Origin of the sequence: Streptomyces lunaelactis, from assembly GCF_003054555.1 — a bacterium.
Lineage (GTDB): Bacteria > Actinomycetota > Actinomycetes > Streptomycetales > Streptomycetaceae > Streptomyces > Streptomyces lunaelactis.
This window is the reverse complement of record NZ_CP026304.1, coordinates 7669248-7694192: the sequence shown is the minus strand read 5'-3', so window position 1 is coordinate 7694192 and position 24945 is coordinate 7669248. Positions and strand designations below refer to the sequence as shown.

The 24945-nt window shown below is 70.0% G+C and carries 20 protein-coding genes and 2 pseudogenes; 7 read left to right on the top strand and 15 right to left on the bottom strand.

Annotated features, from left to right (window positions below; translation table 11 throughout):
• Positions 1–140: 140 nt before the first annotated feature.
• Both SLUN_RS35115 and SLUN_RS35110 read right to left on the bottom strand, forming a co-directional pair.
• Positions 141–1391 carry an extracellular solute-binding protein gene (locus tag SLUN_RS35115; RefSeq protein ID WP_108153948.1) on the bottom strand — a complete coding sequence of 417 codons (1251 nt, stop codon included), beginning with the start codon at positions 1389–1391 and terminating at the stop codon, positions 141–143.
• A gap of 183 nt (positions 1392–1574) precedes the next feature.
• Positions 1575–2978 (bottom strand): cellulose binding domain-containing protein, encoded by a 1404-nt coding sequence (locus SLUN_RS35110; RefSeq protein ID WP_108153947.1) that lies wholly within the window; start codon positions 2976–2978, stop codon positions 1575–1577.
• 395 nt (positions 2979–3373) lie between these two features.
• Here SLUN_RS35110 and SLUN_RS35105 point away from each other — a divergent pair, with 395 nt between their 5' ends.
• Complete coding sequence (locus tag SLUN_RS35105; RefSeq protein WP_108153946.1) at positions 3374–4201, top strand: GntR family transcriptional regulator; 828 nt, start codon at positions 3374–3376, stop codon at positions 4199–4201.
• Positions 4202–4225: 24 nt separating this feature from the next.
• Here the strand turns inward: SLUN_RS35105 and SLUN_RS35100 are convergent, their stop codons facing one another.
• A complete protein-coding gene (locus SLUN_RS35100) occupies positions 4226–5941 on the bottom strand; it encodes a tetratricopeptide repeat protein (RefSeq protein WP_159100401.1) in 1716 nt (571 codons plus the stop codon).
• Between the two features lie 337 nt (positions 5942–6278).
• On the opposite strand from SLUN_RS35100, the gene SLUN_RS35095 reads away from it, so the two are divergent.
• Positions 6279–7067: a GntR family transcriptional regulator gene (locus SLUN_RS35095; protein ID WP_108153944.1), complete on the top strand. Its 789-nt coding sequence runs from the start codon at positions 6279–6281 to the stop codon at positions 7065–7067.
• Positions 7068–7092: 25 nt separating this feature from the next.
• Positions 7093–7308 (top strand): dodecin, encoded by a 216-nt coding sequence (locus tag SLUN_RS35090; RefSeq protein WP_108153943.1) that lies wholly within the window; start codon positions 7093–7095, stop codon positions 7306–7308.
• Positions 7309–7389: 81 nt separating this feature from the next.
• On the opposite strand, the gene SLUN_RS35085 is transcribed toward SLUN_RS35090, so the two are convergent.
• A complete protein-coding gene (locus SLUN_RS35085) occupies positions 7390–7881 on the bottom strand; it encodes a phosphatase domain-containing protein (protein ID WP_108153942.1) in 492 nt (163 codons plus the stop codon).
• A gap of 172 nt (positions 7882–8053) precedes the next feature.
• On the opposite strand from SLUN_RS35085, the gene SLUN_RS35080 reads away from it, so the two are divergent.
• A complete protein-coding gene (locus SLUN_RS35080; protein WP_108153941.1) occupies positions 8054–9079 on the top strand; it encodes an MsnO8 family LLM class oxidoreductase in 1026 nt (341 codons plus the stop codon).
• A gap of 218 nt (positions 9080–9297) precedes the next feature.
• Here SLUN_RS35080 and SLUN_RS35075 read toward each other — a convergent pair whose 3' ends face one another.
• Positions 9298–10101, bottom strand: coding sequence for a DUF6461 domain-containing protein (locus SLUN_RS35075; RefSeq protein ID WP_108153940.1), 804 nt, complete (start codon positions 10099–10101; stop codon positions 9298–9300).
• Positions 10102–10292: 191 nt separating this feature from the next.
• Here SLUN_RS35075 and SLUN_RS35070 point away from each other — a divergent pair.
• Positions 10293–10805 (top strand): annotated as a pseudogene (locus SLUN_RS35070) (ABC transporter); the annotation flags it as partial.
• Here SLUN_RS35070 and melC2 read toward each other — a convergent pair.
• From melC2 to pip, 7 genes and pseudogenes are all read right to left on the bottom strand, one after another.
• Positions 10802–11626, bottom strand: coding sequence for a tyrosinase MelC2 (gene melC2, locus SLUN_RS35065; RefSeq protein ID WP_108153939.1), 825 nt, complete (start codon positions 11624–11626; stop codon positions 10802–10804). The pseudogene SLUN_RS35070 and the gene melC2 overlap by 4 nt on opposite strands.
• Positions 11627–11641: 15 nt before the next feature.
• Positions 11642–12031, bottom strand: a complete 390-nt coding sequence (gene melC1 / locus SLUN_RS35060; protein WP_108153938.1) for an apotyrosinase chaperone MelC1 — start codon at positions 12029–12031, stop codon at positions 11642–11644.
• A gap of 344 nt (positions 12032–12375) precedes the next feature.
• Positions 12376–12520: pseudogene (locus SLUN_RS35055) on the bottom strand (succinate dehydrogenase/fumarate reductase iron-sulfur subunit); the annotation flags it as partial.
• 185 nt (positions 12521–12705) lie between these two features.
• Positions 12706–14871 (bottom strand): putative bifunctional diguanylate cyclase/phosphodiesterase, encoded by a 2166-nt coding sequence (locus SLUN_RS35050; RefSeq protein ID WP_108153937.1) that lies wholly within the window; start codon positions 14869–14871, stop codon positions 12706–12708.
• Positions 14871–15683, bottom strand: coding sequence for an SAM-dependent methyltransferase (locus SLUN_RS35045; protein ID WP_108153936.1), 813 nt, complete (start codon positions 15681–15683; stop codon positions 14871–14873). Before SLUN_RS35045 ends, SLUN_RS35050 begins: the two co-directional genes overlap by 1 nt.
• A gap of 233 nt (positions 15684–15916) precedes the next feature.
• On the bottom strand, positions 15917–16885 hold the full coding sequence (locus SLUN_RS35040; RefSeq protein WP_108155108.1) for an SCO0930 family lipoprotein: 969 nt from the start codon (positions 16883–16885) through the stop codon (positions 15917–15919).
• A 201-nt stretch (positions 16886–17086) separates the two neighbouring features.
• Entirely contained in the window at positions 17087–18052 is a 966-nt protein-coding gene (gene pip, locus SLUN_RS35035; RefSeq protein WP_108153935.1) for a prolyl aminopeptidase, read from the bottom strand.
• Positions 18053–18304: 252 nt separating this feature from the next.
• On the opposite strand from pip, the gene SLUN_RS35030 reads away from it, so the two are divergent.
• Entirely contained in the window at positions 18305–18826 is a 522-nt protein-coding gene (locus tag SLUN_RS35030; RefSeq protein WP_108153934.1) for a hypothetical protein, read from the top strand.
• A 116-nt stretch (positions 18827–18942) separates the two neighbouring features.
• On the opposite strand, the gene SLUN_RS35025 is transcribed toward SLUN_RS35030, so the two are convergent.
• Complete coding sequence (locus tag SLUN_RS35025) at positions 18943–19446, bottom strand: hypothetical protein (protein ID WP_108153933.1); 504 nt, start codon at positions 19444–19446, stop codon at positions 18943–18945.
• 311 nt (positions 19447–19757) lie between these two features.
• Between SLUN_RS35025 and SLUN_RS35020 the strand changes: the two genes are divergently transcribed.
• Positions 19758–20411 carry a class F sortase gene (locus SLUN_RS35020; protein ID WP_108153932.1) on the top strand — a complete coding sequence of 218 codons (654 nt, stop codon included), beginning with the start codon at positions 19758–19760 and terminating at the stop codon, positions 20409–20411.
• A gap of 54 nt (positions 20412–20465) precedes the next feature.
• Here SLUN_RS35020 and SLUN_RS35015 read toward each other — a convergent pair whose 3' ends face one another.
• Positions 20466–21305, bottom strand: a complete 840-nt coding sequence (locus SLUN_RS35015) for a polysaccharide deacetylase family protein (protein WP_254709800.1) — start codon at positions 21303–21305, stop codon at positions 20466–20468.
• Between the two features lie 263 nt (positions 21306–21568).
• Positions 21569–24868 (bottom strand): bifunctional lysylphosphatidylglycerol synthetase/lysine--tRNA ligase LysX, encoded by a 3300-nt coding sequence (lysX, locus tag SLUN_RS35010; RefSeq protein ID WP_108153931.1) that lies wholly within the window; start codon positions 24866–24868, stop codon positions 21569–21571.
• Positions 24869–24945 lie beyond the last annotated feature (77 nt).

The following is a 24945-nucleotide window of genomic DNA, read 5'->3' as shown; positions in this document are numbered from 1 at the left end:
CTCGGCGGAGAGTGGATGTGCGACGGCTGAATGCCGGGGATGTGGTGCCACAGGAACTGCACAGAGCGTGAGGGTCCGTCCTCTGGTTCAGCCCGATGAGCGAGCGGCCCGCTCGCTACGGACGGTCCGGACCCTCGTGCTCAGCGGGGCAGGAGCGCCGCGGTGATGCGCGCCGACGCGGCCCGCGCTTCGCGCCGGGGCTCCTTGCCCTGCAGCACGGCCGTCATGTACGGCTTGATCGGGTTGTCGGCCTCGACAGTGCCCCACTGCGGAGAATTGGGCGTCGCCTTGCCGTGTGCGGCTCCCGCGGCCATCGCCGCCGTACTCTCCTCGCCCCTGATGACGCCCGCGAGTGTCGTCTTGTTGGGCACGTAGTTCATCGTCCGGGCGAGATCCGTCTGCCACCGCTCACCGGCCAGCGCCTTGACCACCTCGACCGCGGCCGTCCGTTCGCGCGCGTTCTCGGGGACGATCAGATCGGAACCGCCGGTGAAGACGGTGCCGGGTCTCGCGGCCGTCTTGCCCGGTACGGGGAAGAAGCCGAGCTTGCCCTTGAGCTCGGGGTTGGCCTTCTCGATGACGGTGGCGGCGCTCGGTACGGCGATCATCTGGGCGACGTTGCCCTTGGCGAAGACCTCGGCCTGCGGCGGTGTCTCCTCGTCCCCGCCCTTGGGCCCTTCGCCGTGCGACTGAAGCTGCTTGTAGAACTCCATGCCGCGCAGCGCCGCCGGGGTGTCCAGCGCGCCCTCCCAGCCGCCCTTGTCGACGGCCAGCTCGCCGCCCTCGTCCCAGATGAACCCGGCCAGGCTGTACCAGTCCTGACCGGAGAGATAGATGCCCTGCACGCCGTTGCCGTTGAGTCTCTCGGAGTACTCGAGCCACTGCGCTCTGGTCTTCGGCGGCTGCTTGATCCCGGCGCCGGTGAAGAGGTCCTTGTTGTAGATGACGACGCGGTTTGCCGCGTACCAGGGAATGCCGTACTGCGAGCCGTTGATGCTGCCCGGTTCGGCGAGGCCGGGCAGCCAGTCCTCGTTGCCGAGGTCGCGGACCGATTCAAGGGTGAGGTCCCACAGTCCGTCGCTCTCCGCGTACTGCGCGACCTGCGTATTGCCCACCTCGATGATGTCCGGCGCCTCGTCGTCCTCCAGTGCCGCGGTGACCTTCTTGCCGATGCCGGTCCACTCCTGGAAGGTGAACTCCAGCTTCACGGAAGGGTTGTCCTCCGTGTACGCGGCGGTGAAGCGCTTCAGGAAGTCGTCGGTGACGCTGTCCTTCATCAGCCAGATCCTGACCGTGCGGGTGTCGGATCCGGCGCCCGGCACAAGCCCGCAGCCGCCGAGGGTGAGAGCGGAGACGAGCGCGACGGACAGGGCGAGCGAGTGGTTCTTCACAGGGGGTCACCTTCTGCGTGAGGGCACGGGAGCGTGAACCCGACATGGGGGGAAAGCGCGCTCCGCGCTCGCACGGGTGTGGCTGGAGTTTGGTCTGTACCAAAGAACCGGTCAAGCCCCGGAAGGTGTGCTCGGATGCGGCGGAGGGGCGGACGCGCGCCTGGCGTCCGCCCCTGGGCATGCTCACTGACCGCCCGGCACCGTGTCCTCGAAGGTGGTCCCGGCCGCCCGGTAGGCGGCGATCCGGTCCGCGACCTGGGCCGGAGTCAGCACCTGATCCTTTACATGCAGTACGTAGTCGACCTTCTGGTCGTACGCCCGCGGTGCGGTGCTGCTCTGGCCCGCCAGATCGATCAGCCACTGGTTGAAGTTGATGGACATCGGCCGCTCGGGCAGATAGCGGGCGTCGTGACGGCCGAACCCCTGGCCGTCGACGTAGTAGGTGATGTTGCTGTTGTCGATGGTGACAACGAGGTCGTGCCAGCCGGCGTAGCTCGCGCGGACCTCGGAGTGCTGGTTGACCGCCTCCCAGGGGTCGGGCCGGTAGGTCTCCCAGGAGGTGGTGTAGAGGATGTTGGCGGGCTCGCCCCAGCCGCCGTTGGGCAGATACTCGAAGTCGTACTCCGCGTAGTCGTCGGCCATCGGGGCCTTGAGGTCGTTGGTGGTGAAGAAGGTCTGGACGAGGTGGTCGCCGTCGGGCCCCGACTTCGGCGCGTCGGAGAACTTCACCCGGGCAGCGTAGGTGCCGTTCTTGAACTTAATGGCCCGGGTGAGGACTTCGGTCTGCTCGGTGGACTCTCCGGTGCCGGCCGTGGAGGTCTCCAGGTTCATGATCGAGTTGGTGCCCTCCTTGGCGAAGGTGACGTTCTGCGGCGCCCAGGTCGCGCCCGGCACGCCGGGACCGCCGGAGTTGGAGCGCACGTACCAGCCGTGGGCCCCGATCGCCGGGTCGGTGTGGGCGGCGTAGTTGAAGTCGTCGAAGAGCGTGTCTCCGTCGACGGGCGGGTCGGTCGGGTCCGGATCGGGGTCGTTGCCCGCCGGGGCCGTGCCCCAGACCGTTGTCCCACCCACACTCGCGGTGACCTTGGCCCAGTCCCCGTACGCCGTCTGCGACGCGGCGAAGGAGTAGTCATCGCTCTGGTTCAGCGGCTGCCAGTTGGAGCGGTGGAAGCGCAGCTGCATGTCTCCGGTGTCCGCGCCCGGTGCGAGCGAGCCCGCTCCCGCCGTGAAGCCGATCTCCAGATAGCGGTCCGCTGTGGCGGTGGTCTGCGCGAGCGTGCCGAAAGTGCCGGTGATGTTTGCGCAGCCCTTGACCGCCCAGGAGCAGGCGAAGGTGTACGAGGCGCCCGCGTCGGCCTTGAAGTAGTACCGGATCCTGACCTGGTTCAGCGGGACGGAGCTGCTGCCGGTGTTGACGACCTTGAACCAGGGCTCGGCCTGGTCGCCACCGGTGGAGCTCTGCCGGTACTGGACCTTGACCTGCTCTCCGGCGGCAGCGGCGGGCAGCGCGGTCAGCGCCGCGCAGCCGAGGCCGGCCGCCACTGCGGCGGCAACGACGGCACGTTTGCGCAGGGGACTGTGGCTCATGGGGTTTCCTCTCCGGACGGGTGGTGCATGGGGGGTCGGCTCGGCACGGCGAGCGCGTCGAGCCGGGCTCTGTGGGAGTGCATCCGCGCCTGGAATCCGGGCCGGTCACGACCGCCGGACCCGGCGTCCAGATATGAGGGAAGCACGGGAAGACCCTGGGGCTGCAGCAGCGGCGATGAAGCGGATCTTCACGCGGTCACCTCGAGAGGGAGTTGACCAATTGGTCAACTGGCCAATGGCGTGGCTAGAAGGTGGCATGGACCAATGAAGTCGTCAAGTGCCCTGAAAACATTGGCTGTTCACGCACCACACCGGATGGGCCACGGGGTCACTGGTCAGAATGCCGCTTACCATCTGACCAGTGGTCATTGGTGTGGAGCAGAGAGGCCAGGTCCATGGAGAGCAGCTCTTCGGGTGCCGTACTGAAGCGGGAGCGGGTCAGGGAGTTCCTGCTCGGCCTCATCGAGGCGGGCCGTCCGGGCGACGCGATCCCCTCCGAGCGCAGCCTCAGCGCCCAACTCGGGGTGTCCCGCCCCACCTTGCGCGCCGCCGTCGACGAACTCGTCGCCACGGGACAGCTCGTACGCGAGCACGGCCGCGGGATGTTCGTCGCCCCCGCCAAGATCACCCAGGAACTCGTCGCCGACGACGCCACGTTCGCCGTGCCGAGGGCCGCGGGCACCTGGTCCAGCACCGTCCTGGAACTCGCCACCATCCGCGCCGGCGCCCGCATCGGCCGCAAGCTGCGTGTCTCCCCCGCCGCCGAGCTGGTCTACATCGCCCGTCTCCGGCTGGTCGACGGAGCTCCGATGGCCATCGAGCATCTGCACATCCCGGCCGAGCTGGTCCCCTCCCTCACCCCACACGAGCTGGAGGCCGGCGATCTGTACGACCATCTGCGGGAGCACCACCAGGTGTACGTCGACGAGGCGGTGCAGTCCATCGAGCCGACCGTCGTCAACGAGGCCGAGGCCGCGGTGCTGGACGTCCCGGTCCTCTCCCCCGCGCTGCTCGTGGAACGGCTGACCACCGACACCGCCGGCCACCCGGTCGAGTACGTCCACTCCGTCTACCGCGGCGACCGCTACCGCATCGTCTCCCGGCTCGCGCTCGGCACTTCCGTGCCGCATCCACGCCCGGAGGGCCACCATCCCGGCATTCCGCCGGGCGACTTCGCGCACGGCGACATCATCACCTCGTCGACGACTGGCGACGCGTACTGACCGATTGCGGTCGGAATCCAGGCGCTAGGAAGCCCGATAGACGAACGACGGGAACGGGTCCGTCGTGGCCCGCTGCCAGGCCTCCCCGACCTCGTCGGGGGCCTGCGCGCGGGCCCGGGCGAAGGCGGTGAGGCAGGCCGCGTGGACATCGCTCCGGTCGGCACGCAGGGCGAGGGCGAGCAGGCGGCGCAGGGCGGTGACGGCCTCGTCGGCGCGGCCCGCGGTGAGGTGGGCCTCGGCAGTCGTGCGGAGGGTGGCGGCAAGGGCGGAGAGGGTGGCGGCGAGCTCGGCTTCATGGGACTCCGGGTCGGCGTCCGCCATGAGCGCCCGAAGGACGGTCTCGGCCTCCTCGTAGCAGGCCAGCGCCCCCGGGCCGTCGCCGGTGCGGCGCAGGGCCTGGGCGAGGAACTGCAGGCGTTCGGCGATGAGGGGCTGGTACGTGTCCCCCTCGGACTCGGCCAGCCGACGCGTGATCGCCAGTGCCTCGCGGCCGTTGGCCACGGCGGCGTCGGCGTTGCCCCTGCCGCACTGCCGGGCGCTGAGGTCGGCCAGCACCCGGGCCAGTTCGGGTTCGTACGCCTGGGGATTGCGCCCGGCGGCGCTGCGGTAGGCGTCGGCACTGCGCTCGGCGGCCTCAACGGCCTTGCGGTGGGCGCCCTGCCTCCAGTGGCGGAAGGCCAGGACATCCAGGGCTGTGGCGAGCCGCGGCTCGTAGTCGTCGGGGAGGGTGCGGGCGAGCCGGGCGCAGAGGTCGACCAACTCACCCAGTACCCGCCGTTCCCCCGCGGGGACTTCCAGTTCGCCGAGGTGGTGTGCCAGGCATTCCAGGGCGAGGACGAGGCAGGGTTCGCCGGTTGCCGGATCGCGCTCGGCCAGGGCTCGGCACAGGGCGACGGCCTGCTCGGCGGTGTCGCACGCCCGGGGGAGGTCGCGGGTCGCGCCGTAGCTCCATGCCAGGTCGGTCAGGAGCTGGGCGCGCAGCGGCTGGAGCTCGGGGTAGAGCCGTGGGCCGAGGCCGTCGGTCCACTCCCGGGCGTCGGTACCGGCGGCGACCGCCTCGTCGTACCGGCCGAGGTCGCACAGTCCGCCGGTCAGCTCGATCCGCACGCGGGCCTGCACCGACTGGATGCGGATCAGTTGCCACAGGGACATGTCCCGCAGCAGCGCGTGGCACTCGAGGTAGACGGCCACGGACTCCGCCACGCGGGGCAAGCGGCCCAGCACCCACGCGTACGTGCGCAGGGCACCGAGGTGGCTCCCCAACGACCTGTCCCGGCGCCTGGGCACAGCGTGCCGGTACGCCGCCACGCACTCCCGGGCCACGGTGAGCGCCTCGTCGAGCCGGTTGGTCTCGGCAAGCGCCTGCGCGCGGACGTGGAGGGTGTAGGCGTTCTGCGTCGCGGAGGCACGGGCGCCGGGGACGGCCAGGGACTCGTCCGCAGCGGCGAGCGCCTCCTCGTAACGGCCGCTCAGCTGCAGCACATGGGCGTACAGGGCAAGGGAGCGGGCCAATCCGTTCCGATGTCCCTGACGGGGGCGCCCGCCGACCATGAGGGCGCGGTACACCGCGACGGCCTCCTCGCCCCAAGCGAGGCGCCGCGCCATCGCCTGCGGCCGCACCAGCACCCACATGGGTGTGAGGCACCGCAGCAGCGCGACCCCGAGCAATTGCCCACCCGCCCGGACGCTGACCCGGGCCAGCGTCCGCAGCAGCGGCAGCAGGATCCACACCGCCCCCATCCGCTCCCCCTCACATCTGAAAAGGCCACCGACCCGAACCCGCCCCGCACCAGCCATATCTTGCCCAGCAGGGCATTCCGGGTCACACGCAACGCCCCGCCCTCGGTGCGTATATGCAGCAGCTGGGTGCGGAACACGCGGCCGTGCGTCCGAACCTCGCCGATCGGGCGGCTCCGGCCGTCGGACCGCACACCACGGAGTATGACGGTCAATCAGCACCACGTGAATGGCCTGAACACTGCGTCCGGCCGGATTCGGCAGGGGCCCTCTCCGGCGAGCGGAGATGCATACTGACCCGCAGGATCCGGCGTGGGGGCGCCCTGTTGGGGAGGCAAGCATGCACGACAACCGCTCACCCAGAGCGGTGCTCAAGCGGGAGCGGGTGCGCGCGCATCTGCTCGCCCTGGTCGAGGACCGGCGTCCCGGGGACGCGATCCCCTCCGAGCGCACCCTCAGCGCCCAACTCGGCGTGTCCCGCCCCACCTTGCGCGCCGCCGTCGACGAACTCGTCGCCACCGGACGACTCGTACGCGAACACGGCCGCGGCATGTTCGTCGCCCCCGCCAAGATCACCCAGGAACTCGTCGCCGAGAGCCGCCCGGCCACGGCCCCGCACGCCCCGGGCTCCTGGACAAGCCGGGTGCTTGAATTCCGTGCCGTCACCGCCGGCGCCCGCGTCGGCCGCAAGCTGAACGTTTCCCCCGCCGCCGAGCTGGTGTACGTGGCCCGGCTGCGGCTGGTCGACGGTGCGGCCATCGCGCTGGAGTATCTGCACATCCCCGCCGACCTCGTGCCGGGGCTCACCCCGGAGCAGATGGAGACGGGCTTCTACGCCTATCTGCACAAGGAGCGCCGGGTCACGACCGCCCGGGCCGTGCAGTCGATCGAGCCGACCGTGCTCAGCGAGGGCGAGGCGCAGCTGCTCGGCGTCCCGGAACTCTCCCCTGCCCTGCTCTTCGACCGTGTCACCTCGGACAGCGCCGGCCGTCCGGTGGAGTACGTGCGCTCCCTCTACCGCGGCGACCGCTACCGCATCGTCTCCCGGCTGGCCCTGGGGCCCGCCGGGGACGACCGTCCGGCGCCCGACGCCTCGCGCAGCGCGTCCTGGTGGGGCACCGTTGAGTGAACGTATCGAGAGGAGTGCGCCACCCATGACGAATCACACCTACCGGGTCACCGAGATCGTCGGCACCTCACCGGAGGGCGTCGACCAGGCCATCCAGAACGGCATCACCCGTGCGGCCCAGACCCTGCGGGGACTCGACTGGTTCGAGATGACCCAGGTCCGCGGCCAGATCGTCGACGGGCAGATCCAGCACTACCAGGTCGGCCTCAAGGTCGGCTTCCGCCTCGAGGACGGCGACTGAGCAGGGCGGCGACCGAGCCCGTCGGCGAGCGGGCAGGGCGGCGACTGAGCCCGTCGGCGACCCTCCTGAGGAGTGCCGGGATCAGGTACGGCCCTCCCGCTCCTGCGCGTCCTTCAGCGCCTCGGTCGTACCGGCCGCCCACCGGGCCCGTACGACCGGGAAGCCGGCCCGCTCGGCCTCGTCGCACACCAGCTCGTCGTCGTCCACCAGCATCCGGATCTCGCGGTCCCGGCCCAGCCGCCGCAGGATCTCCAGCTTGGTGGTGCGGGCGGGCCGGCGGTCGTCGTTGCGCCGCATGAACACCTTGCCCGCGGGGAGGTCCTGTTCGGCCAGCCAGGCCAGGGTGTCCCTGCGGCACCGCTCCGGCCTGCCCGTGAGGTACATGACCTCGCACGCCTCGGCCGCCGTGAGGCACAGCTCGACGCCCTTCGCCAGCGGCGGGTCCTCGGGAGCCGCGGCGAAGAAGGCGTCCCAGTCACGCGGCTTGCGCTCCAGGAAGTGCTGTCGGTGTCCGGAGTCGGCGAGTGTCCCGTCCAGGTCGAATATGGCCAGTGGCCTGCTGTTTCGCGTCACGCCCCCAGCCTAGGGCGTGTCTTTCGGATCGTGCCGGGCTCGCGTGCCCTGGCACGGCGCCTCGCTGCGTTGTCGTCAGTCGCCGACTCTCCGCGTCGGCTCTTTCCGCCGCCTTGCGACGCACCACGCCAGACCTGGGGAATCCTCGCGCGGTGCTGACGTTGAAGCAGACGTGAGCGCATTGATCGAATCGACCCGGATCTCCGTACTCGACCGTTCCCGCACCCGCGAGGGGCACGACGGGCCCGAGGCCCTGCGCGGCACCGTGCGTCTCGCCCAGGAGCTGGAGGCGCTCGGCTATCACCGCTTCTGGGTCTCCGAGCACCACAGCGTGCCGGGAGCGGCGGGCTCCGCGCCGACCGTCCTCGCCGCGGCCGTCGCCGCCGCGACCTCGACGATCCGGGTCGGTACGGGCGGTGTGATGCTGCCGAACCATCAACCGCTGGTCGTGGCGGAGCAGTTCGGGGTGCTGGAGTCGCTCTTCCCCGGCCGGATCGACATGGGGCTCGGCCGCTCGGTCGGCTTCACCGACGGGATACGCAAGGCGCTGGGCCGGGACAAGCAGGACGCCGTGGACTTCGCCGCGCAGCTCGACGAGCTCCTCGGCTGGTTCACAGGCGGGCAGAGGGCGCATCCGCAGGTCCACGCCCGCCCGGCGGAGGGCCTGCGCGTCCCGCCGTATCTCCTGGCCACCGGCGAAGGAGCGACGATCGCTGCCGAGGCCGGGCTGCCGCTGGTCATCGGCGACATCCGGGGCCGCGACAGGATGCTGGCCGCCGTCGACCGCTACCGGCAGGACTTCCGGCCGTCCACCTGGTCCGAGCGGCCCTATGTGGTCGTCTCGGGCACGGTCGCGGTCGCCGCCACGGAGGCGGAGGCCCACCGGCTGCTCATGCCGGAGGCCTGGTCCATGGCCTACTCGCGTACGCACGGCGTGTTCCCGCCACTCGCCCCGCCCGAGCGCATCGAGGCCCTGGCGATGACGGCGAAGGAGCGCGAGTTCTACGAGTCCGGGCTGACCGGCCACATCGCGGGCACCGAAGAGCAGGTCACGGACGCGCTGGAGGCTGTGGTGAAGGACAGCGCCGCCGACGAGGTGCTGGTCACGACGAGTACGTACGACCGTGAAGCCCTGCTGGACTCCTTCCGCCGGCTCGCCCGGATCGCGGGGCTGACCCCGCCCGCCGCGCAGGTCTGACCAGCGCGGACGCGCAGGGCGTGTCCGGACAGAACCTAGAATCGTCCGCTATGCACAGCCCCCACGACTCGTATGTCCGCGTCCGAGGACTCCAATTCGCTGCGGATGCTGTTCTCGCGGGCGGGCGAGTATCCCGAGGGCGCCGAGCGTCGCGATCCGTCGCAACGACAACCCAGGTGCCCAATCCACGGGCTCACAGACGAGTGGTTTTGAGAGGGTCAGGGAGCGGGTGACGAGGGCCCGAGGATGACAATCGGTTCCGCGGACTCGGCGCGGGCGCGCGCCACGGCGGCCTCGACCTCCTCGCGTGTGACTTCCTTGTAGAGGCGTTCCCCGTGGGCGTCGGTGATGTCGATGACGATGCCGGTCCACTCCTCGGCGGGCTCCTCGGGCAGGTGCCCGAGGTGGTACTCGGCATCCCGGAGCAGTTCCTCCGTCACCCGCACACCGGTCAGCCGCTCGGCGAGGGCGAGGACCACCGCCTTGGTGTCGACTCGCGCGCCAGTGTCGCCCTCGTCGTCGGAGAGATCGAAACCGACCTCACGCATCACCGAGTTGAGAGCGTCGGGGGTGCTGCCGTCCCTGGCCGTGGGCCACTCGAAGGTGGTCCGAAGCTCCCCGTCCTCGTACCAGTGGAACAGGTGGATGGGTTTGCCTCCGTTGCTGGAGTGCACCACGGCACGCCCGCCTGCCGACAAGGCCTCCAGAAAGCGTGGCCGCATCCCCACGCCACCGTCGAAGTGCAGGACAAGCGTCCAGTCGCCGCCGACGCCTGGCACGGTGAACGCACCCGAGATGAAGGACTCGTCCCAGTAGTCCGTCGCGTCAAGCAGTTCCTCCTGCCGCTCGATCAGCGCGTCCGCCCCTGTGCACGTGCCCTGCGGCTCCGCCTCCATCACCCGTAGCACATCCACCGGGGTGACGCCCCGCACCAGGGTCAGGGTGTACCCGGTCTCCAGCGCGTGGCGGAACAACGGGGAGGAACGTATCCAGGCGTAGTCATGTGCGGTTACCGAAGTCATGCACCACAGTCTGCTTGCCACCACTGACAAGGGCCCGTGAATCAGGCTCGGTGCTGTCGCAGCCCGTACACATTCCGCGTCGGCTGCGGCTGGCGAACGCCTCCCGAACCAGCGCTCAGGCGCTGCCCGCTGCCTGTCCGTGCGCCCGAGGCCAGCCAGGAATACCGCACTCACGGAACAAGTGCTCTGCGCCAGTAACGCTCGGCGTCCGTTACCAGGGGCTGAGCATCGCCGAGGTGCTTGATCTGACCGTCGAAGCCGCCGCGGACTTCTTCGACGGTGTCCCCGCCGCCGTACGCAGCCTCCGCGCCCTGCTTGATGTGGGGCTCGGCTATCTGCGTCTCGGCCAGCCCGCGACCGAGCTCTCCGGCGGCGAGGCCCAGCGCATCAAGCTCGCCTCCGAGCTGCAGCGGCTGCGCCGCGACCACACCCTCTATGTCCTGGACGAGCCGACGACCGGGCTGCATCCCGCCGATGTCGAGGTGTTGATGCGGCAGTTGAACGGTCTGGTCGACGCGGGCCACTCGGTGGTGCTCGTCGAGCACGACATGGATGTGGTCGCGGGCGCGGACTGGGTCGTCGACCTGGGGCCCGGGGGCGGCGACGAGGGCGGTCGTATCGTCGCCGCCGGTACCCCGCCGGATGTGGCGTCGGCGGCCGGGAGCCGCACGGCGCCGTATCTGGCGAGGTCCCTCGGCCTCTAGGCCGCGTCGTAGGTGTAGTGGCGGGTGTGGTCGAGCATGTCCGCGGGGGTCACGTCGTTCCACGGGCGCATGGTGTCGCGCAGGTCGACGACGTCCGGGGTGCCGGCGGCCGGGAGGTAGGGCGAGCCGGGGTGGCGGGCCTGCCACTGCGCCCAGAGCCGGTCGATGAAGGCATGGTGCAGCCAGAACACCGGATCGTTCGGGGAGACACCGGTGGCCATCTGGCCGCCCACCCAGACATGCACCCGATTGTGCAGATTGACGCCGCGCCAGCCTTCCAGGTGGTTGCGGAAGCCGTCCGACGCGCTGTTCCACGGCGGCGCGTCATAGGTGGACATGGCGAGTACGGAGTCGGTCTCGGCCCGGGTCGGCAGCTGTCGCCCGCCGGCGCCGAGGGCCCGCCGCAGATAGGTGCGCCCGTCGACCCCTACATTGACCGGCCAGCTGCCGGAGGCCGCCGAGAAGGGGCCGTCCATCACCTGGCCGTCCCTGCTGCGGCCTGTACCGCCGAGGAAGTCCGCCGCCCAGAGCGAGGAGGCGGCGGTGCGGTCCGCCGTCCAGTCCCAGTACGGCAGCGCCACGTCGGGATCCACGGCCTGGAGCTGCTGCTCGAACTGTATGAGGAATCGGCGGTGCCAGGGGAGGAAGGACGGGGAGCGGTGGCCGACCCGGTCCCCGTTGTCGGTGTCGCTCATGATGAAGGCGTTGTGGGTGGTGACGAATGTGTCGTACTGCCCGGTGCGCTTGAGCTCGAGCAGCGCGTCGACGAAGCGCCGCTTCTCGGTTGAAGTCAGCTGGGCCTGGTTCTTGCGTACGGTCATGACGGTGCTCCGGGATCAGACGGTGACGAGCGGGACGAGGTCGGCGCCCTGGAGTTCGGCGACGGCGGCGCGGGCCACCGCGCGGGGCGTGGCGAACGGCTCGTAGTGGTTGACGACGCTGATCCAGGTGCCGTCGGCGTTGCGCATCACATGCAGCTCTTCGCCGTCTATGTGCACGGAGTAGCCGCCACCGTGTCCCCCACCGTGGCCGCCGTGATGTCCGCCGCCGTGCGACGGCGTGCCTTGTATACGGCGACCCTTGTAGACCTCGTCGAACGACGCGGGATCGGCTGCGGTGTGTTCCTTCCGTGCGGCGGCCGCGGCGGCGGCGGTGCCCGCTACGGCGAGAGCGGCGGCCGCTCCTGCGGCGGCGCCCAGGGCGCGTCGGCGGGTGAGTTCAGGCATGGCAACCCCCAGAGATGGCAGTGGTTCGGCAGGTCACGGGCGTGGTCGGCGCCCGTGACCTGGCCATACCTATCGGCTCACCCGAACTCCGGCGAAATCTCCGGGATTTGGTTGGCTGCTATGCGGACATGTCGCGATAGACAGTGCAGCGTTGAACAAGAGTGATCTTGCTGTCCGTGCGTCCCGCTGCTGCTGCAGACGTAAATTCTGCGGTGGATGTGACAGTTGAGTGAAGAGTTTGTTGCTCAGGTCGGGAAGACGTGCGCGTCCTCACACCGGAAAGCTGTCCTGATTCTCATGGCCCCAGCCTCATCAGCATTCTCAACAGCCTTCTCAGCGCCGGCCTTGCGCGTCGCGCGCAGCCACTCCTTGTTCATCGCCGAGATCGACGGCAGCGGGATGCCTTTGGGGCAGGCCGTGGCGCACTCGCCGGTCAGAGTGCAGACACCGAACTCCCTCCGCGTCCATCGTCGCGACCAGGTCCTTCACCACCGGGACGCTGAGGCGCGCCCATAGACCACCAGGGGTGGGAGTGTCGGCCCGCTGACCGCCGTCGACGGGCACGGCCTTCGGCCGTTGTCCTCAATCGCCGGACGGGCTGGATTTTCGGGCGCCCGAAAATCCAGCCCCGCCGGCGTTTGAGGCGCGGGGTCCGGGGCGGAGCCCGGGGGAAACTACACCGCGTCCGCCAGCACCAGCGCGTGGATCCGGTCGGGCGCGCCCGGGCGGGCGTAGTACCAGCCCTGTGCGGTGTCGCAGCCGAGCTCCCGCAGCTGCTCCGCCTGCGCACCCGTCTCCACGCCCTCCACCGTCACCGCCAGCTTCAGGCTGTGCGCCAGCGAGACGATGCCCTCGACGATCTTCAGATCGACGGGGTCCGCCGGATGCCGCTGCATGCCCTGGGTGAAGGAGCGGTCCAGCTTGAGCACGCTCACCGGCAGCCGGCGCAGATTGGCGAGGTTGGAGTAGCCCGTGCCGAAGTCGTCGAGAGCTATGTCCACGCCCATCTCGGCGAGTTGACGCAGCGGCTTGAGCAGATCCGCGTCGGCGCCGATCAGCGCGGACTCGGTGACCTCCAGGCAGAGCGCGCCCGGTTCGAGGCCGGAGCGCTCGAGGACGTCGACCGTGTCGGCGACCAGGCCGGGGTGGTGGAGCTGGGCGGGCGAGAGGTTGACGTTGATCCGCAGCGGGCCGCCGTCGGAGTGGCGTCTCTGCCAGAACCGGGCCTGGCGTACGGCCTCTTGGAGCACCCAGCGGCCGAGCGGCACGATCAGTCCGGTGTGCTCAGCGAGCGGAATGAACCGGTCCGGGCCAAGGACGCCGTGCTGCGGGTGGCACCAGCGCACCAGCGCCTCGGCGCCGTGCACACTTCCGTCGCCCAGGTGCACCAGCGGCTGGTACTCGATGAAGAACTCACCGCGCTCCAGGGCCGCGGGCAGCGCGGTGGTCAGTCCGTGCCGGGTGATGGCGCGCGCGTCCGCCTCCGGGTCGGCGAGCTCGTAGCGGTTGCCGCCCGCCGACTTGGCCCGGTACATGGTGATGTCGGCGCTGCGCAGCACCTCGGCGGTGGTGCGCTCGCCCGCGGGACCTTCGACGATGCCGATGCTCCCGCGTACGGTGAACTCCCGGCCGTCCACACGGATGGGTGAGCCGAGCACGCCGAGGATACGGGCGGCGAGGTCGTGGACCTCACGCTGGGTGTCGGGTCCGGTGGTCAGCGCCACAAACTCGTCGCCGCCGAGCCTGGCCACCATCTCGCCGGGCGCGGTGGCGCAGCTCTGCAGCCGGTCCGCGACCTCCACCAGCAGCCGGTCCCCCGCCGCGTGGCCCAGGCTGTCGTTGATCGCCTTGAACCCGTCGAGGTCGAGGTAGCAGAGGCCGAAGCGGGCGCCGTCGCCCGCGGAGAGCGCCTTCTCCAGCCGTTCGAAGAAGAGCGTGCGATTGGGCAGTCCGGTCAGCGCGTCGTGCGTGGCCTCGTAGCGCAGCCGCAGATTGAGCAGCCGGCGCTCGGTGGTGTCCTCCATCAGCGCCAGTTGGTACTCCGGCCGACCGTCGGGGTCCCGCAGCAGAGAGACCGTCAGATTGGTCCAGAGCACCGTGCCGTCGTTGCGGAAGAACGGCTTCTCCACGCGGAAGTGGTCGCGCTCGCCACGCACCAGTTCCCGGTACAACTGCCAGACGTGCGGCCGGTCCTCGGGGTGGGCCCAGTCGGTCACCTTGCGGCCGCGCACATGGTGCTCGAGCCCGCCGAACATCCGCGTCAGGGTCTCGTTGACCTCGAGCACATTGCCGTCGAGGTCGGCGATCCCGATGCCGATCGCTGCGCCCTCGAACACCGCACGGAAGCGGGCCTCGGTGGCGTGCAGCGCCTGCACCGCGTCGCTGCGGGCCAGCAGCGAGGAGCGTGCGATGGACTCCTGCTCGGCCAGCGTCCGCTCGCGCAGCCCGTGGGCGAAGCCGGCGGCCAGCGCGTGCTGCAGCCGGGCGCAACGGGCGCGGCTCTCCTCGGAAGTCTGCTCAGGATCGCCGCTGCCGCAGTACAGGACCAGATAGGCGTCGACGACGCCGAGCGTGCGGCTGAGCGCTTCGGGGTCCGTGCAGTGGGCCTCCATCAGAGCGGCCCCGATCCGCTGGGCGGCCTGCGGGTCGAAGGGACGCGCGTGCAGCGACTCGCTCAACTGCCGGGCCAGCGGCAGCAGATGCTGTTCGAGCTCGGGCCGGGTCAACGACGTGGCCGTCACCGGGAAGATGGCCCGGCTCCAGATCGTCGCGAACCGCCGGAGTCTGTCCTCCAGGCTGTCCGGGTCCGTCGCGGAACCCGTCGCCTGCGACGGCGCCATCACGCCTTGCGCCCCACCCCGGCGAAGCCCGAAAAGGCATATGGGTCCTCCTGCTCGGCGGGTGCGTCGGGCCGCCAGTGCGGCATGGACACCAGACCGGGCTCGACCATCCCGTATCCCTTGAAGAACCGCGCGATCTCCTCGCGCGAGCGCATGACCAGTGGGTTGCGTATGTTCCGGTAGACGCCGACCGCGCCGCCCGCCTGCTCCTGGGTCAGCGGTATTCCTTCGTACGAGGCGTGCGTGAGGATGATCAGGCTGCCGGGCGCGAGTGCGTCGTGGAGTTCGGCGACGGCGCTCTGCGGGTCGTCCTCGTCCTCGATGAAGTGGAGTACGGCGACGAGGAGCAGCGCGACGGGCCGGTCCAGGTCGAGCAGTCCGGCGACCTCGGGGCTGTCGAGGATCTGCTGCGGTTTGCGCAGATCGGCGGAGAGGACGGCGGCCCGCTCGTCGCCGTCCAGGACGGCCCGGCTGTGCGCCACGGCCACCGGATCGTGGTCGACATAGACCACGCGGGACTCGTCGCTGGCCTTCTGCGCAACCTCATGGACATTGCCGAAGGTCGGAATGCCGGAGCCGATGTCGAGGAACTGGGTGACGCCCTCGCCCACCGCGTAATTCACGGCACGGCGCATGAACGCCCGGTTCGCCTGCATGATCTTGGGGAGGCCCGGCATGAACTCCATGGCCTTGCGCGCGGCTTCCCGGTCGACTTCGAAGTTGTGCGAGCCGCCCAGGTAGTAGTCATAGATGCGGGACACGCTCGGCAACGATATGTCGATGCCCTGCGGGGCCCAGGCGGGACGCTCCATCGATGTCTCCAACAAGTCGCCACGGGGGAGTTCGGCCATGTCCATGGCCAGTTGTTCGAGCCGAGGCTACTGATCGCCCGCCAAGAGAGCGAGCCCAAACGGAAATTAGCGGTCCGTTCTTGGTCACACGTGTTGGGCACTTGTGTTCGTCACAGACCGGTGGCAAGCAACCGGCCCGCCATCACGCGGGGGGCGTGAGACGGGCCGGCTGGGCCGGAGGCGCAGCGTGGGGACTACTTGGGCGCTCCGACCAGCTTGCTCGTGGGCGAGACGGCGAACCAAGTGCCGCCCACACCCTGGCCGTTGGTGTCGCCCGGCTTCGCGTCGCCCGAGAAGGTGTAGATCGGCCAGCAGTCGATCGTCTGCTGCTTGATTCCGTCGGGACGGTCGAAGGTCACGAAGCCCTTCTTGAGGATTCCCTCGGTGTCGTTCTTGTCGACCGGGGCGACAACAGGCCACTTCTTGAGGCAGTCGCCGGTGCAGGCCGTCTTCATCGGCCAGGCGGAGTCCTTCTTGAACCGGTAGACCGTCATACCGTTCTTGTCGACGACGATCTCGCCAAGCTTGGGGTCCTTGCGGACGGAGAGTCCGGCGAGGTCGGCGGGCTGGCCGCCGGCCTCTTCGCCGCCGTCGTCGTCGCCGCCCGCGCCACCCTGGGCCTTCTTGCCGTCGGGGGCCGCCGCGAACCAGGTGCCGCCGACGCCCTGGCCCTTCGCGTCACCGGGCTTGGCGTCCTTGGCGAAGCGGTACATCGGCCAGCCGCCGATGGTGAGCTGCTTGGTGCCGTCGGTCCGGGTGACCTCGCCGATCAGGGAGGCGTCGGTGCCGGGGGCGGCCGAGGCACCGCCGGCGGACACAACGGGCCAGGCCTTCGCGCACTCGCCTTCGCAATTCGACTTCGGCGGGCTGGCGGTGTCCTTGTCGAAGCGGTAGAGGGTGAAGCCGGCGCTGTCGGTGACGACCTTGCCGAGTTCCTTGCTGTCCCAGACGGCGAGTTGACCGGCGGGCTTGGCCGCCGCCTGGTTCGCGGTGCCGGAGCCGTAGTCCGATCCGTAGCCGCCATTGCCGGGCGCGGCCGGGTTGGCCGCGCCGACGGCCTGACCATTGGGGGTCTCGTTGCCCTTGTCCTGACCGCACGCCGTCGTCAGCGCGAGTACGGCCGCCGCAGTAACCGCGAGCGAGGCGTTACGCCAGGTGTTCATGTCCACTCCCGTAGTCCTTCGAGCCTGTTGCGGCGCCAGTGCGCCGTTCCTGGCTCTAGGTACGGACGGGAGGGCGCGCTGTGTTCAACGCGTCCGAAAAAATCTTCGGAGTCGCAAACGCGAACGGTTGAAATCCCTCTTCCACCAGGGGAATTCACCCCACGACAGAATGGCTTGATCTCAACTGCACCACTGGCTCCGTCAGTCACTCAGGGAACCGAAGCGATCGAGCGCGCCGAGCAGCTGCGCACGCATCGCATCGCTGCCCTGATGTCCCGCGTCGTCGATCACGACCAGTTCCGCTTCGGGCCAGCCGCGGCTCAGCTCCCAGGCGGTGTCGAGCGGACTGCTCAGGTCCAGGCGGCCGTGGAAGAGCACACCCGGGATTCCCTTCAGCCGGCCGGCATCCCGCAGCAGCGCGCCCTCCTCCAGCCATGCGCCGTGCGCGAAGTAGTGGGAGGCGATCCGTACGAGAGCGAGGCGCGCGGCCGGTGGGCGGTCGCCGTAGGGATGCGGGGCGCCGTTCGGCTCCTGGGACAGTACGGCGTCCTCCCAGGCGCACCAGTCGTTGGCGGCCCTCTCCCGTACGCCCCTGTCCGGGTCCTCCATCAGGCGCGCGTACGCGGCCACCAGGTCACCGGCTCGGTCGGTCTCCGGGACACCTGCCCCGAAGCGCTCCCACTGCTCGGGGAAGAACCGTCCCACTCCCCGGTAGAGCCAGTCGGTCTCCGACCGCCGGGTCGTGGTGACTCCGTTGACGACGATCTGGGAGACACGCTCCGGATGCCGCTCGGCGTAAGCGAGGAGCAGCGTCGACCCCCACGATCCACCGAACAGCAGCCACCGCTCGATCCCGAGGTGCTCCCGCAGCCGTTCCATGTCGGCGAGCAGATGGCCGGTGGTGTTGTGGCGCATGTCGGCCGCTGGATCGGCGGCGTGCGGCGTACTGCGTCCGCAGCCGCGCTGGTCGAAGAGGACGACGCGGTACCGGTCCGGGTCGAAGTATCTGCGTACGCCATCGGTGCACCCCGATCCCGGTCCCCCGTGGACGACGAGTGCGGGCTTGCCCCCGGGGTTGCCGCAGACCTCCCAGTACACGCGGTTGCCGTCGCCCACATCGAGCATCCCCTGCTCGTACGGCTCAATCGGCGGATACCGCACGTCCATGCTCCGGACTCCCTTCGGGGCCGACTGCCGTTCCCGGATCGCCGACGCGGCGCCCCCATCTCTTCCGCCGCCGGAACCGACAGCCTGACACGCCCTGGCTGTCGCCCGCCCGGGGGACATCGATGCCCCATTCGTACGACAGCGATCGCGGGCGAAAACGGCCGCTCATAGCTTTTCGATCATCGAGGTGCATTCCCTGCTCTTTGTGGAAACGGTTCCACAGCTGCTCCTCGGAGACCCGGAGGATTGTCCATGCGCGCGATACGTGCCGCATCCGCCGCTCTGCTGGGAGTGGCCTCACTCGCCCTGACCGCTCCCCTCGCGGCAGCCACCGACAGCAAGCAGACGACGCCCTTCTTCACTGTCATCCCCTCGACGGTCTCCCCGGGCGGGCGGGTCACCCTGTCCGCCAGCGGATGCAACGGACCGGCCACGGCCACATCCGGGGTCTTCGACGCCGTCACCATCAACCAGGGCACCTCCACCTCGACCTCGGTCGACACGGACGCCAGGCCGGGCGCCGTGTACACGGTGCGGTTCATCTGCACTGGACAGGCGTCGGGGAACTTCGATATCACCATCGCCGGCGGACGGTCCACGCCGACCATCAGCTCCACCGTCTCCACGTCACCCGGGGCCGTCCGGGGCGGTCTCGGCGGCAGCATCGGCGGAATGAACGCCGGGGAGCTCGCCGCAGGCACCGCATTGGTCGTCGCCGCGGCAACCGCCACCGTCTATGTCGTACGCCGCCGCTCCGGGAGCCATCAGCACTGACGCGTCCCGCCCCTACCACCTCCTGGGCCCGTAGCGCCTCTGTACGCCCGTCGCCCCGAGTCCTGGCCAGGACTCGGGGCGACGGGCGGTTGGGGCCGACCGGGAGGTTCGGCCGGTCAGACCTTTCCGCTGATCACACGGCGGCGACGGGCGATGAAGAGAGTGCCGCCGACGGCCGCCGCGGCGACCAGTCCACCGCCGAGCGCCATCTCGGTGGAGCTGGGGCCGACCGAGCCACCGAGACCACCCTGCGCGCCCCGCGCCGGCAGCACGGTGAACTGCTGGGTCGCCACCTGCGGGTTGTCGTTGCACCTGACGGACAGGTGGTACTGCCCCGGTGTGGCATTGTCGTTGACCCGCGCGGTGGCGGTGGCGCGGCCTCCCTGGTTCCCGGAGAGATTGGTGGTCGGGAAGACACTGGACGAGACCGTGCCACCGCGGTTGCAGCCCTGGACCGTGATCGTCAGGATGCCGCCCGGGTGGACCGCCTGCGGATTGACGCTGATGTTGATCGGACCGGTGTTCTGGTTGTTGTCGCCGCCCGCGGCGGCCAGCGGGGCAGAGAGCCCGACGGCCACGCACGCGGCAGCAGCCACTGCGAGAGCGCGTGAAGCACGCATCGTTGAACCTCCAGCGGAAGACGCCCCAAAGCGGGCGCTCCGGGAATTTCGACGAGTACGTCTTCCATGACGAACCCTCACCGGGTCCCGCAGCCGCCGCATTTCGGCGCTGGTCCACCCCGGTGAGACGACACGCCGACGACGCGCCGAGGGATCTGACGGAGGCGCAGGTCACAGACCGTCAGAATTTTTATCCGCCGATTACTCGGATGGGTCATCAGCGCAGGTCCCACCACCCGTTCGCCCTTCTCTCCTCGCCGCTCGGGCACGGCTCACTTAGCGTGCCCACAGGCGCCGAGAAGAGGAGAATCATGGGGCAGGACCACAGCGGCTCGGAGTGGAGGAAACGCTCGCCCTGGGGCGTACTGGCCCTCGTCATGCTCAGCGGGATCGCTCTGATGAGGAACGGGGCGGATGTGGCCCTGGGCCCGCCCCAGCCGGCGGCGGCCGTCTCGCTGAGCCGCGCCACGGGCGAGACGTTCGCCCCGATCGTCCCCCTGGAGACGCTTCCGTACGCCCCCGCGGCACGGGTGAGGATCCCCTCGATCAAGGTCGATACGCCGGTCATGGACGTGGGTCTGGACCAGGACGGCTGGATCGAGGCGCCGCCCCCGCAGGACCCCAATATCGCCGGCTGGTACCAGAACGGCATCTCCCCGGGCCAGCGCGGCACTTCGGTCGTCGTCGGCCATGTCGACAATCTGTCGGGGCCCGCCGTCTTCTACGGCCTCGGCTCCATTCGGACGGGTCAGCACATCGAGGTGGAACGCTTCGACGGCCGTACCGCGGTCTTCGAGGTGTACGGCGTCGAGGTCTTCTCCAAGGAGAACTTCCCCGGTGCCCGGGTGTACGGCGACACGGGGCAGGCGGAGCTGCGCGTGATCACATGCGGCGGCGGCTACTCGAAGGCGGGCGGCTACAACGGGAACGTCGTGGTCTTCGCGCGTATGGTCAAGATCCGTTGATCCCCGGCCCCACCGGGCTCCCACCGAACCGCGGCCGAGCAGCCGCCGCGTGACTCAGCGGCGCGGGACGGTGATGCGGTAGCCGGCGCCGAGCAGTTCGGGCAGATAGTCGCGCAGCGCCGCGACGCTCTGCGAACGGTCGCCGCCCGCGTCGTGCGAGAGGACGACGACTCCGGGCCCCGCGCCGTCCAGCACCCGCCGGACGATCGTCCTGGTGCCGGGCTCCGTCCAGTCGCGGCTGTCGACGGTCCAGGCCAGGGGCTCCATGCCGAGCTCCGCGCCGATCTCGAAGGAGTGCCTGTTCCAGGCGCCGAAGGGGGCCCGGTACCAGAGCGGCGGGGTGCCCAGCGTCTTCTCGATCACCTCGCTGGTACGGCCCAGTTCCTCGCGGATCCTGGACGGCGGGAGCTTGGGGATCAGCGGGTGCGACCAGGTGTGGTTGCCGACGACATGGCCGGCATCGGCCATCTCGCGGAGCAGATCGCGGTTGTCGGTGGCCATTTCGCCGCAGACGAAGAACATCGCCCGTACGTCGTACTCGCGCAATGTGCTGAGGATGCCTGGGGTGTAGCGGGGGTCCGGTCCGTCGTCGAACGTGAGCACCATGGTGCGGCCCGCCCCGGACATCCTGAGGAACGGGCGCCGGCGCACCGGCGGAACGGCCCGGCGGAACCGCGGCGGGGTGTACGCGGTCATGGGCTGCAGCCGGTACACCGAGGCCTTCGCCGGCGGAGCCGCGGCCGCCGGGGGACCGCCGACCGTGCGCGGAGCCGCCGGCCTGCCGGGGGTCTGTGCCCGCTCGCTGACGAGCAGCCCGGCGGTGGCGGCCGCACCGAGGCAGGCGACGATACGGAGCACCGACCGCCGCCCACGGAGCATCTGATCCTTTTTCATGACCAACTGCTGCACGGCCATCGCGCCCGGGGCCTCATCCACACCGGTAGTGCAGGCGAAACTACCCGATGGGAGCAGTGGTAGGGCGTGTCTTTGGGATCAGGCCGGATCAGTGAGCGGGGTCTGGTGTGGTGCATCGCAAGGCGGAGGAAGGAGCCCACGCGGAGCGTAGGCGACTGACGACAACGCAGCGAGGTGCCGTGCCAGGGCACGCGAGCCCGGCAAGATCCGAAAGACACGCCCTGGGCCGCAGGCGACGACCCTCAGCCACGGCGGACCAGCGGGAAGGGCAGGGTCTCGCGGATGGTCAGCCCGGTGAGGAACATGACGAGCCGGTCGACCCCGATGCCGAGACCGCCGGTCGGCGGCATCGCGTACTCCAGCGCGTCCAGGAAGTCCTCGTCGATCTCCATCGCCTCCGGGTCGCCGCCCGCCGCCAGCAGCGACTGCGCGGTCAGTCTGCGGCGCTGCTCCACCGGGTCGGTCAACTCCGAGTAGGCGGTGCCCAGTTCCGTACCGAAGGCGACCAGGTCCCAGCGTTCGGCGAGCCGCGGGTCATGGCGGTGCTGGCGGGTGAGCGGGGAGACGTCGGTCGGGAAGTCCTTGTAGAAGGTGGGCATCTTGGTCCGCTCCTCGACGAGGCGCTCGTACATCTCGAGGACCACGTCGCCGCGGGTGTCGTCGGGGACGTGCGGCACACCGGCCCGGTCGCACAGTCGTCGCAGCGTGGCCTCGTCGGTGTCGGCGTCGACCTCCTCGCCGAGCGCCTCCGACACCGCTCCGTACAGCGTCTTGACCGGCCAGGGCCCCGAGATGTCGTGCTCCACGAACTTGCCGTCCGGGCCTGCCTTGTGCGCGATCGGGGAGCCGAAGGCGGCGGTGGCGGCGCCCTGGATCAGCTCTCGGGTCAGATCGAGCATCACGTCGTAGTCGGCGAAGGCCTGGTACGCCTCCAGCATCGTGAACTCGGGGTTGTGCTTGTAGGAGACGCCTTCGTTGCGGAAGGTGCGGCCCATCTCGAAGACCTTCTCCAGACCGCCCACGCACAGCCGCTTGAGATACAGCTCGGGCGCGATGCGCAGATAGAGGTCGAGATCGTAGGCGTTGATGTGGGTGGTGAAGGGACGGGCGTTGGCGCCGCCGTGGATCTGCTGCAGCATCGGCGTCTCGACCTCGAGATAGCCACGCTCCAGCAGCCCCTGGCGCAGCGCCTGGACGGCAGTGGAGCGGTGGCGTACGACATCGCGGGCGCCGGGGCTGGCGACCAGATCCAGATACCGGCGGCGGACCCTGGCCTCGGGGTCGGCGAGCCCGCGCCGCTTGTCGGGCAGCGGGCGCAGGCACTTGCCGGTCAACTGCCAGTCGGTCACGAAGACCGAGAGCTCGCCCTTGTCGCTGGTGCCGATCTCCCCCGTGGCGGTGATGTGGTCGCCGAGGTCGACGTCGGAGGTGAAGCCCTTGAGCACCTGTCGGCCTGCGCCGTCGCGGGTGAAGGCGATCTGAAGGTCGCCGGACCAGTCGCGCAGTACGGCGAAGACCACGCCGCCGAGGTCGCGTACGACCATCACGCGCCCTGCGACGGTGGCTTGCCGGCCGGTGCGGGTGCCGGGTTCGGGCGCGGGATGTGCGGCACGGATCTCGGCGAGGGTGTCGGTGCGCTGGGCGATGCCCACCGGGTACGGGTCGATACCGTCGGCGCGCAGCCGCTCCAGCTTGCGGTGACGGATCCGTACCTGCTCGGGAAGCCGCTCCTCCGCCGCCGTGCCCGGTTCGGGACCGGCCAGGCCGAGGGCGTCGATGGACGGCAGCCCCTCGGTGGTGACGGGGCTGACGACGCCGTGGCGGCTTCTCCCCTTCCCCCAGAGCTTGCGCATGCTCGGTACGGAAACGAAGCCCTCGGCGATCCCGGATGCGAGGCCGACCCGGGCGAGCGAGCCCGCGTCGCCGAAGCAGAGGAAGCGCGGATACCACTCGGGCTGGTATTTGACGTTGGACCGGTAAAGGGCTTCCAGCTGCCACCACTTGGAGAAGAAGAGGAGCAGCTTGCGCCACATCCTCAGGACCGGGCCGGCGCCGATGCGGGCGCCCTCCTCGAAGGCCGAGCGGAAGACGGCGAAGTTGAGGGAGATCCGTCGTACGCCGAGTTTGGGGGCCTGGGCGCAGAGCTCGGCGACCATGAACTCCATGACACCGTTGGGGGCGGTGCGGTCACGGCGCATCAGGTCGAGCGAGATGCCGTCCCTGCCCCAGGGGACGAACGAGAGCAGCGCGATCAGATTGCCGTGCCCGTCGAAGGCCTCGACGAGCAGGCAGTCGCCGTCGGCCGGATCGCCCAGGCGGTCGAGCGCCATGGAGAAGCCGCGTTCGGTCTCGGTGTCCCGCCAGGCGTCGGCCTTGTCGACGATGCGCTTCATCTCCTCGTCGGGGAGTGCGGAGTGCCGGCGGATCAGGGTGCGTGCCCCGGTCCGCCTCACCCGGTTCACGGCCTGCCGGGTAACCCGCATGTCGCGGCCGTCCAGGTCGAAGCGGGCAACCTGGAGGATCGCCTCGTCTCCGAGCTGGATGGCGCCGAGCCCGGAGCGCGCGAACACTGTGGCGCCCTCCTCGGATGCGCCCATGACGGCGGGGGCCCATGCGTAGCGCTTGGCGACGTCGAGCCAGGCCTCGATGGCGGGGGTCCATGCCTCGCGTGCGCCGACCGGGTCGCCGCTGGCCAGGCAGACGCCCGCCTCGACGCGGTAGGTGACGGCGCCCTTGCCGCTGGGCGAGAAGACGACGGCCTTGTCGCGGCGGGTGGCGAAGTAGCCGAGGGAGTCCTGGGAACCGTACGCGCCGAGCAGTGCGCGGATACGGGGCTCCTCGTCGCCCTGGAGTGCGGCTTCCATGCGCTGCGAGCGGAAGAGTGTGCTGGCCGCGCTGAGCAGGGCGAGCGCGCCGAAGAGACCCAGGAGGAAGAAGAGCACGCGCCCCGGGCGGCCGTCGAACTGGTCGGCCGAGACGAGTCCGCCGAGCACCCGGTTGGCGGCCCAGGGCAGCCGCTGGCGCTGCGGCAGTCCGCCGGGGAACAGCTCGACGAGGCCCCAGCCGACCAGGATGCCGGCGGCGAGCCCGAGAACCAGGACGAGGAGCGCGCGGCGCAGTGCCCCGCGACGGGTCCTGGCGTAGAACTCCCCGCGTGCCAGGACGAGCACCACGAGGGCGATCGTGCACACCACGAGATTCGGGATCCAGGTCCAGTCCTCGTCGAAGATCAGCACCAGTACGTCGGCGATGAAGAGCAGAGCCAGATAGCCGACGACCAGCCACCAGGCGGCCTTCTTACGGGCGCCGATGGCGGCGGCGAGCAGCAGCAGGAAGACGGCGTAGGCGAGGTTGGCGCTGACGGGTACGGCGACGCGGTCCAGGAACATCGCGACGGGACGCAGTAGCCGGCGCAGTGGCGGAATGAGCGCGAGGACGACGCAGAACACTCCGAGTGCGGCGAAGAACATCGCGAATGCCCCTGGCACCCTGCTCAGCAAGCCGCCACGGGCGGGAGTGGCTTCCTCCACGGTGACACCCATGGTTGGCACTCTAAGGAGACCACCGGCGGCCCGCCTGTCGGGAGGAACTGGGCCGTTGCGTTCGGGTCATCGCGCGG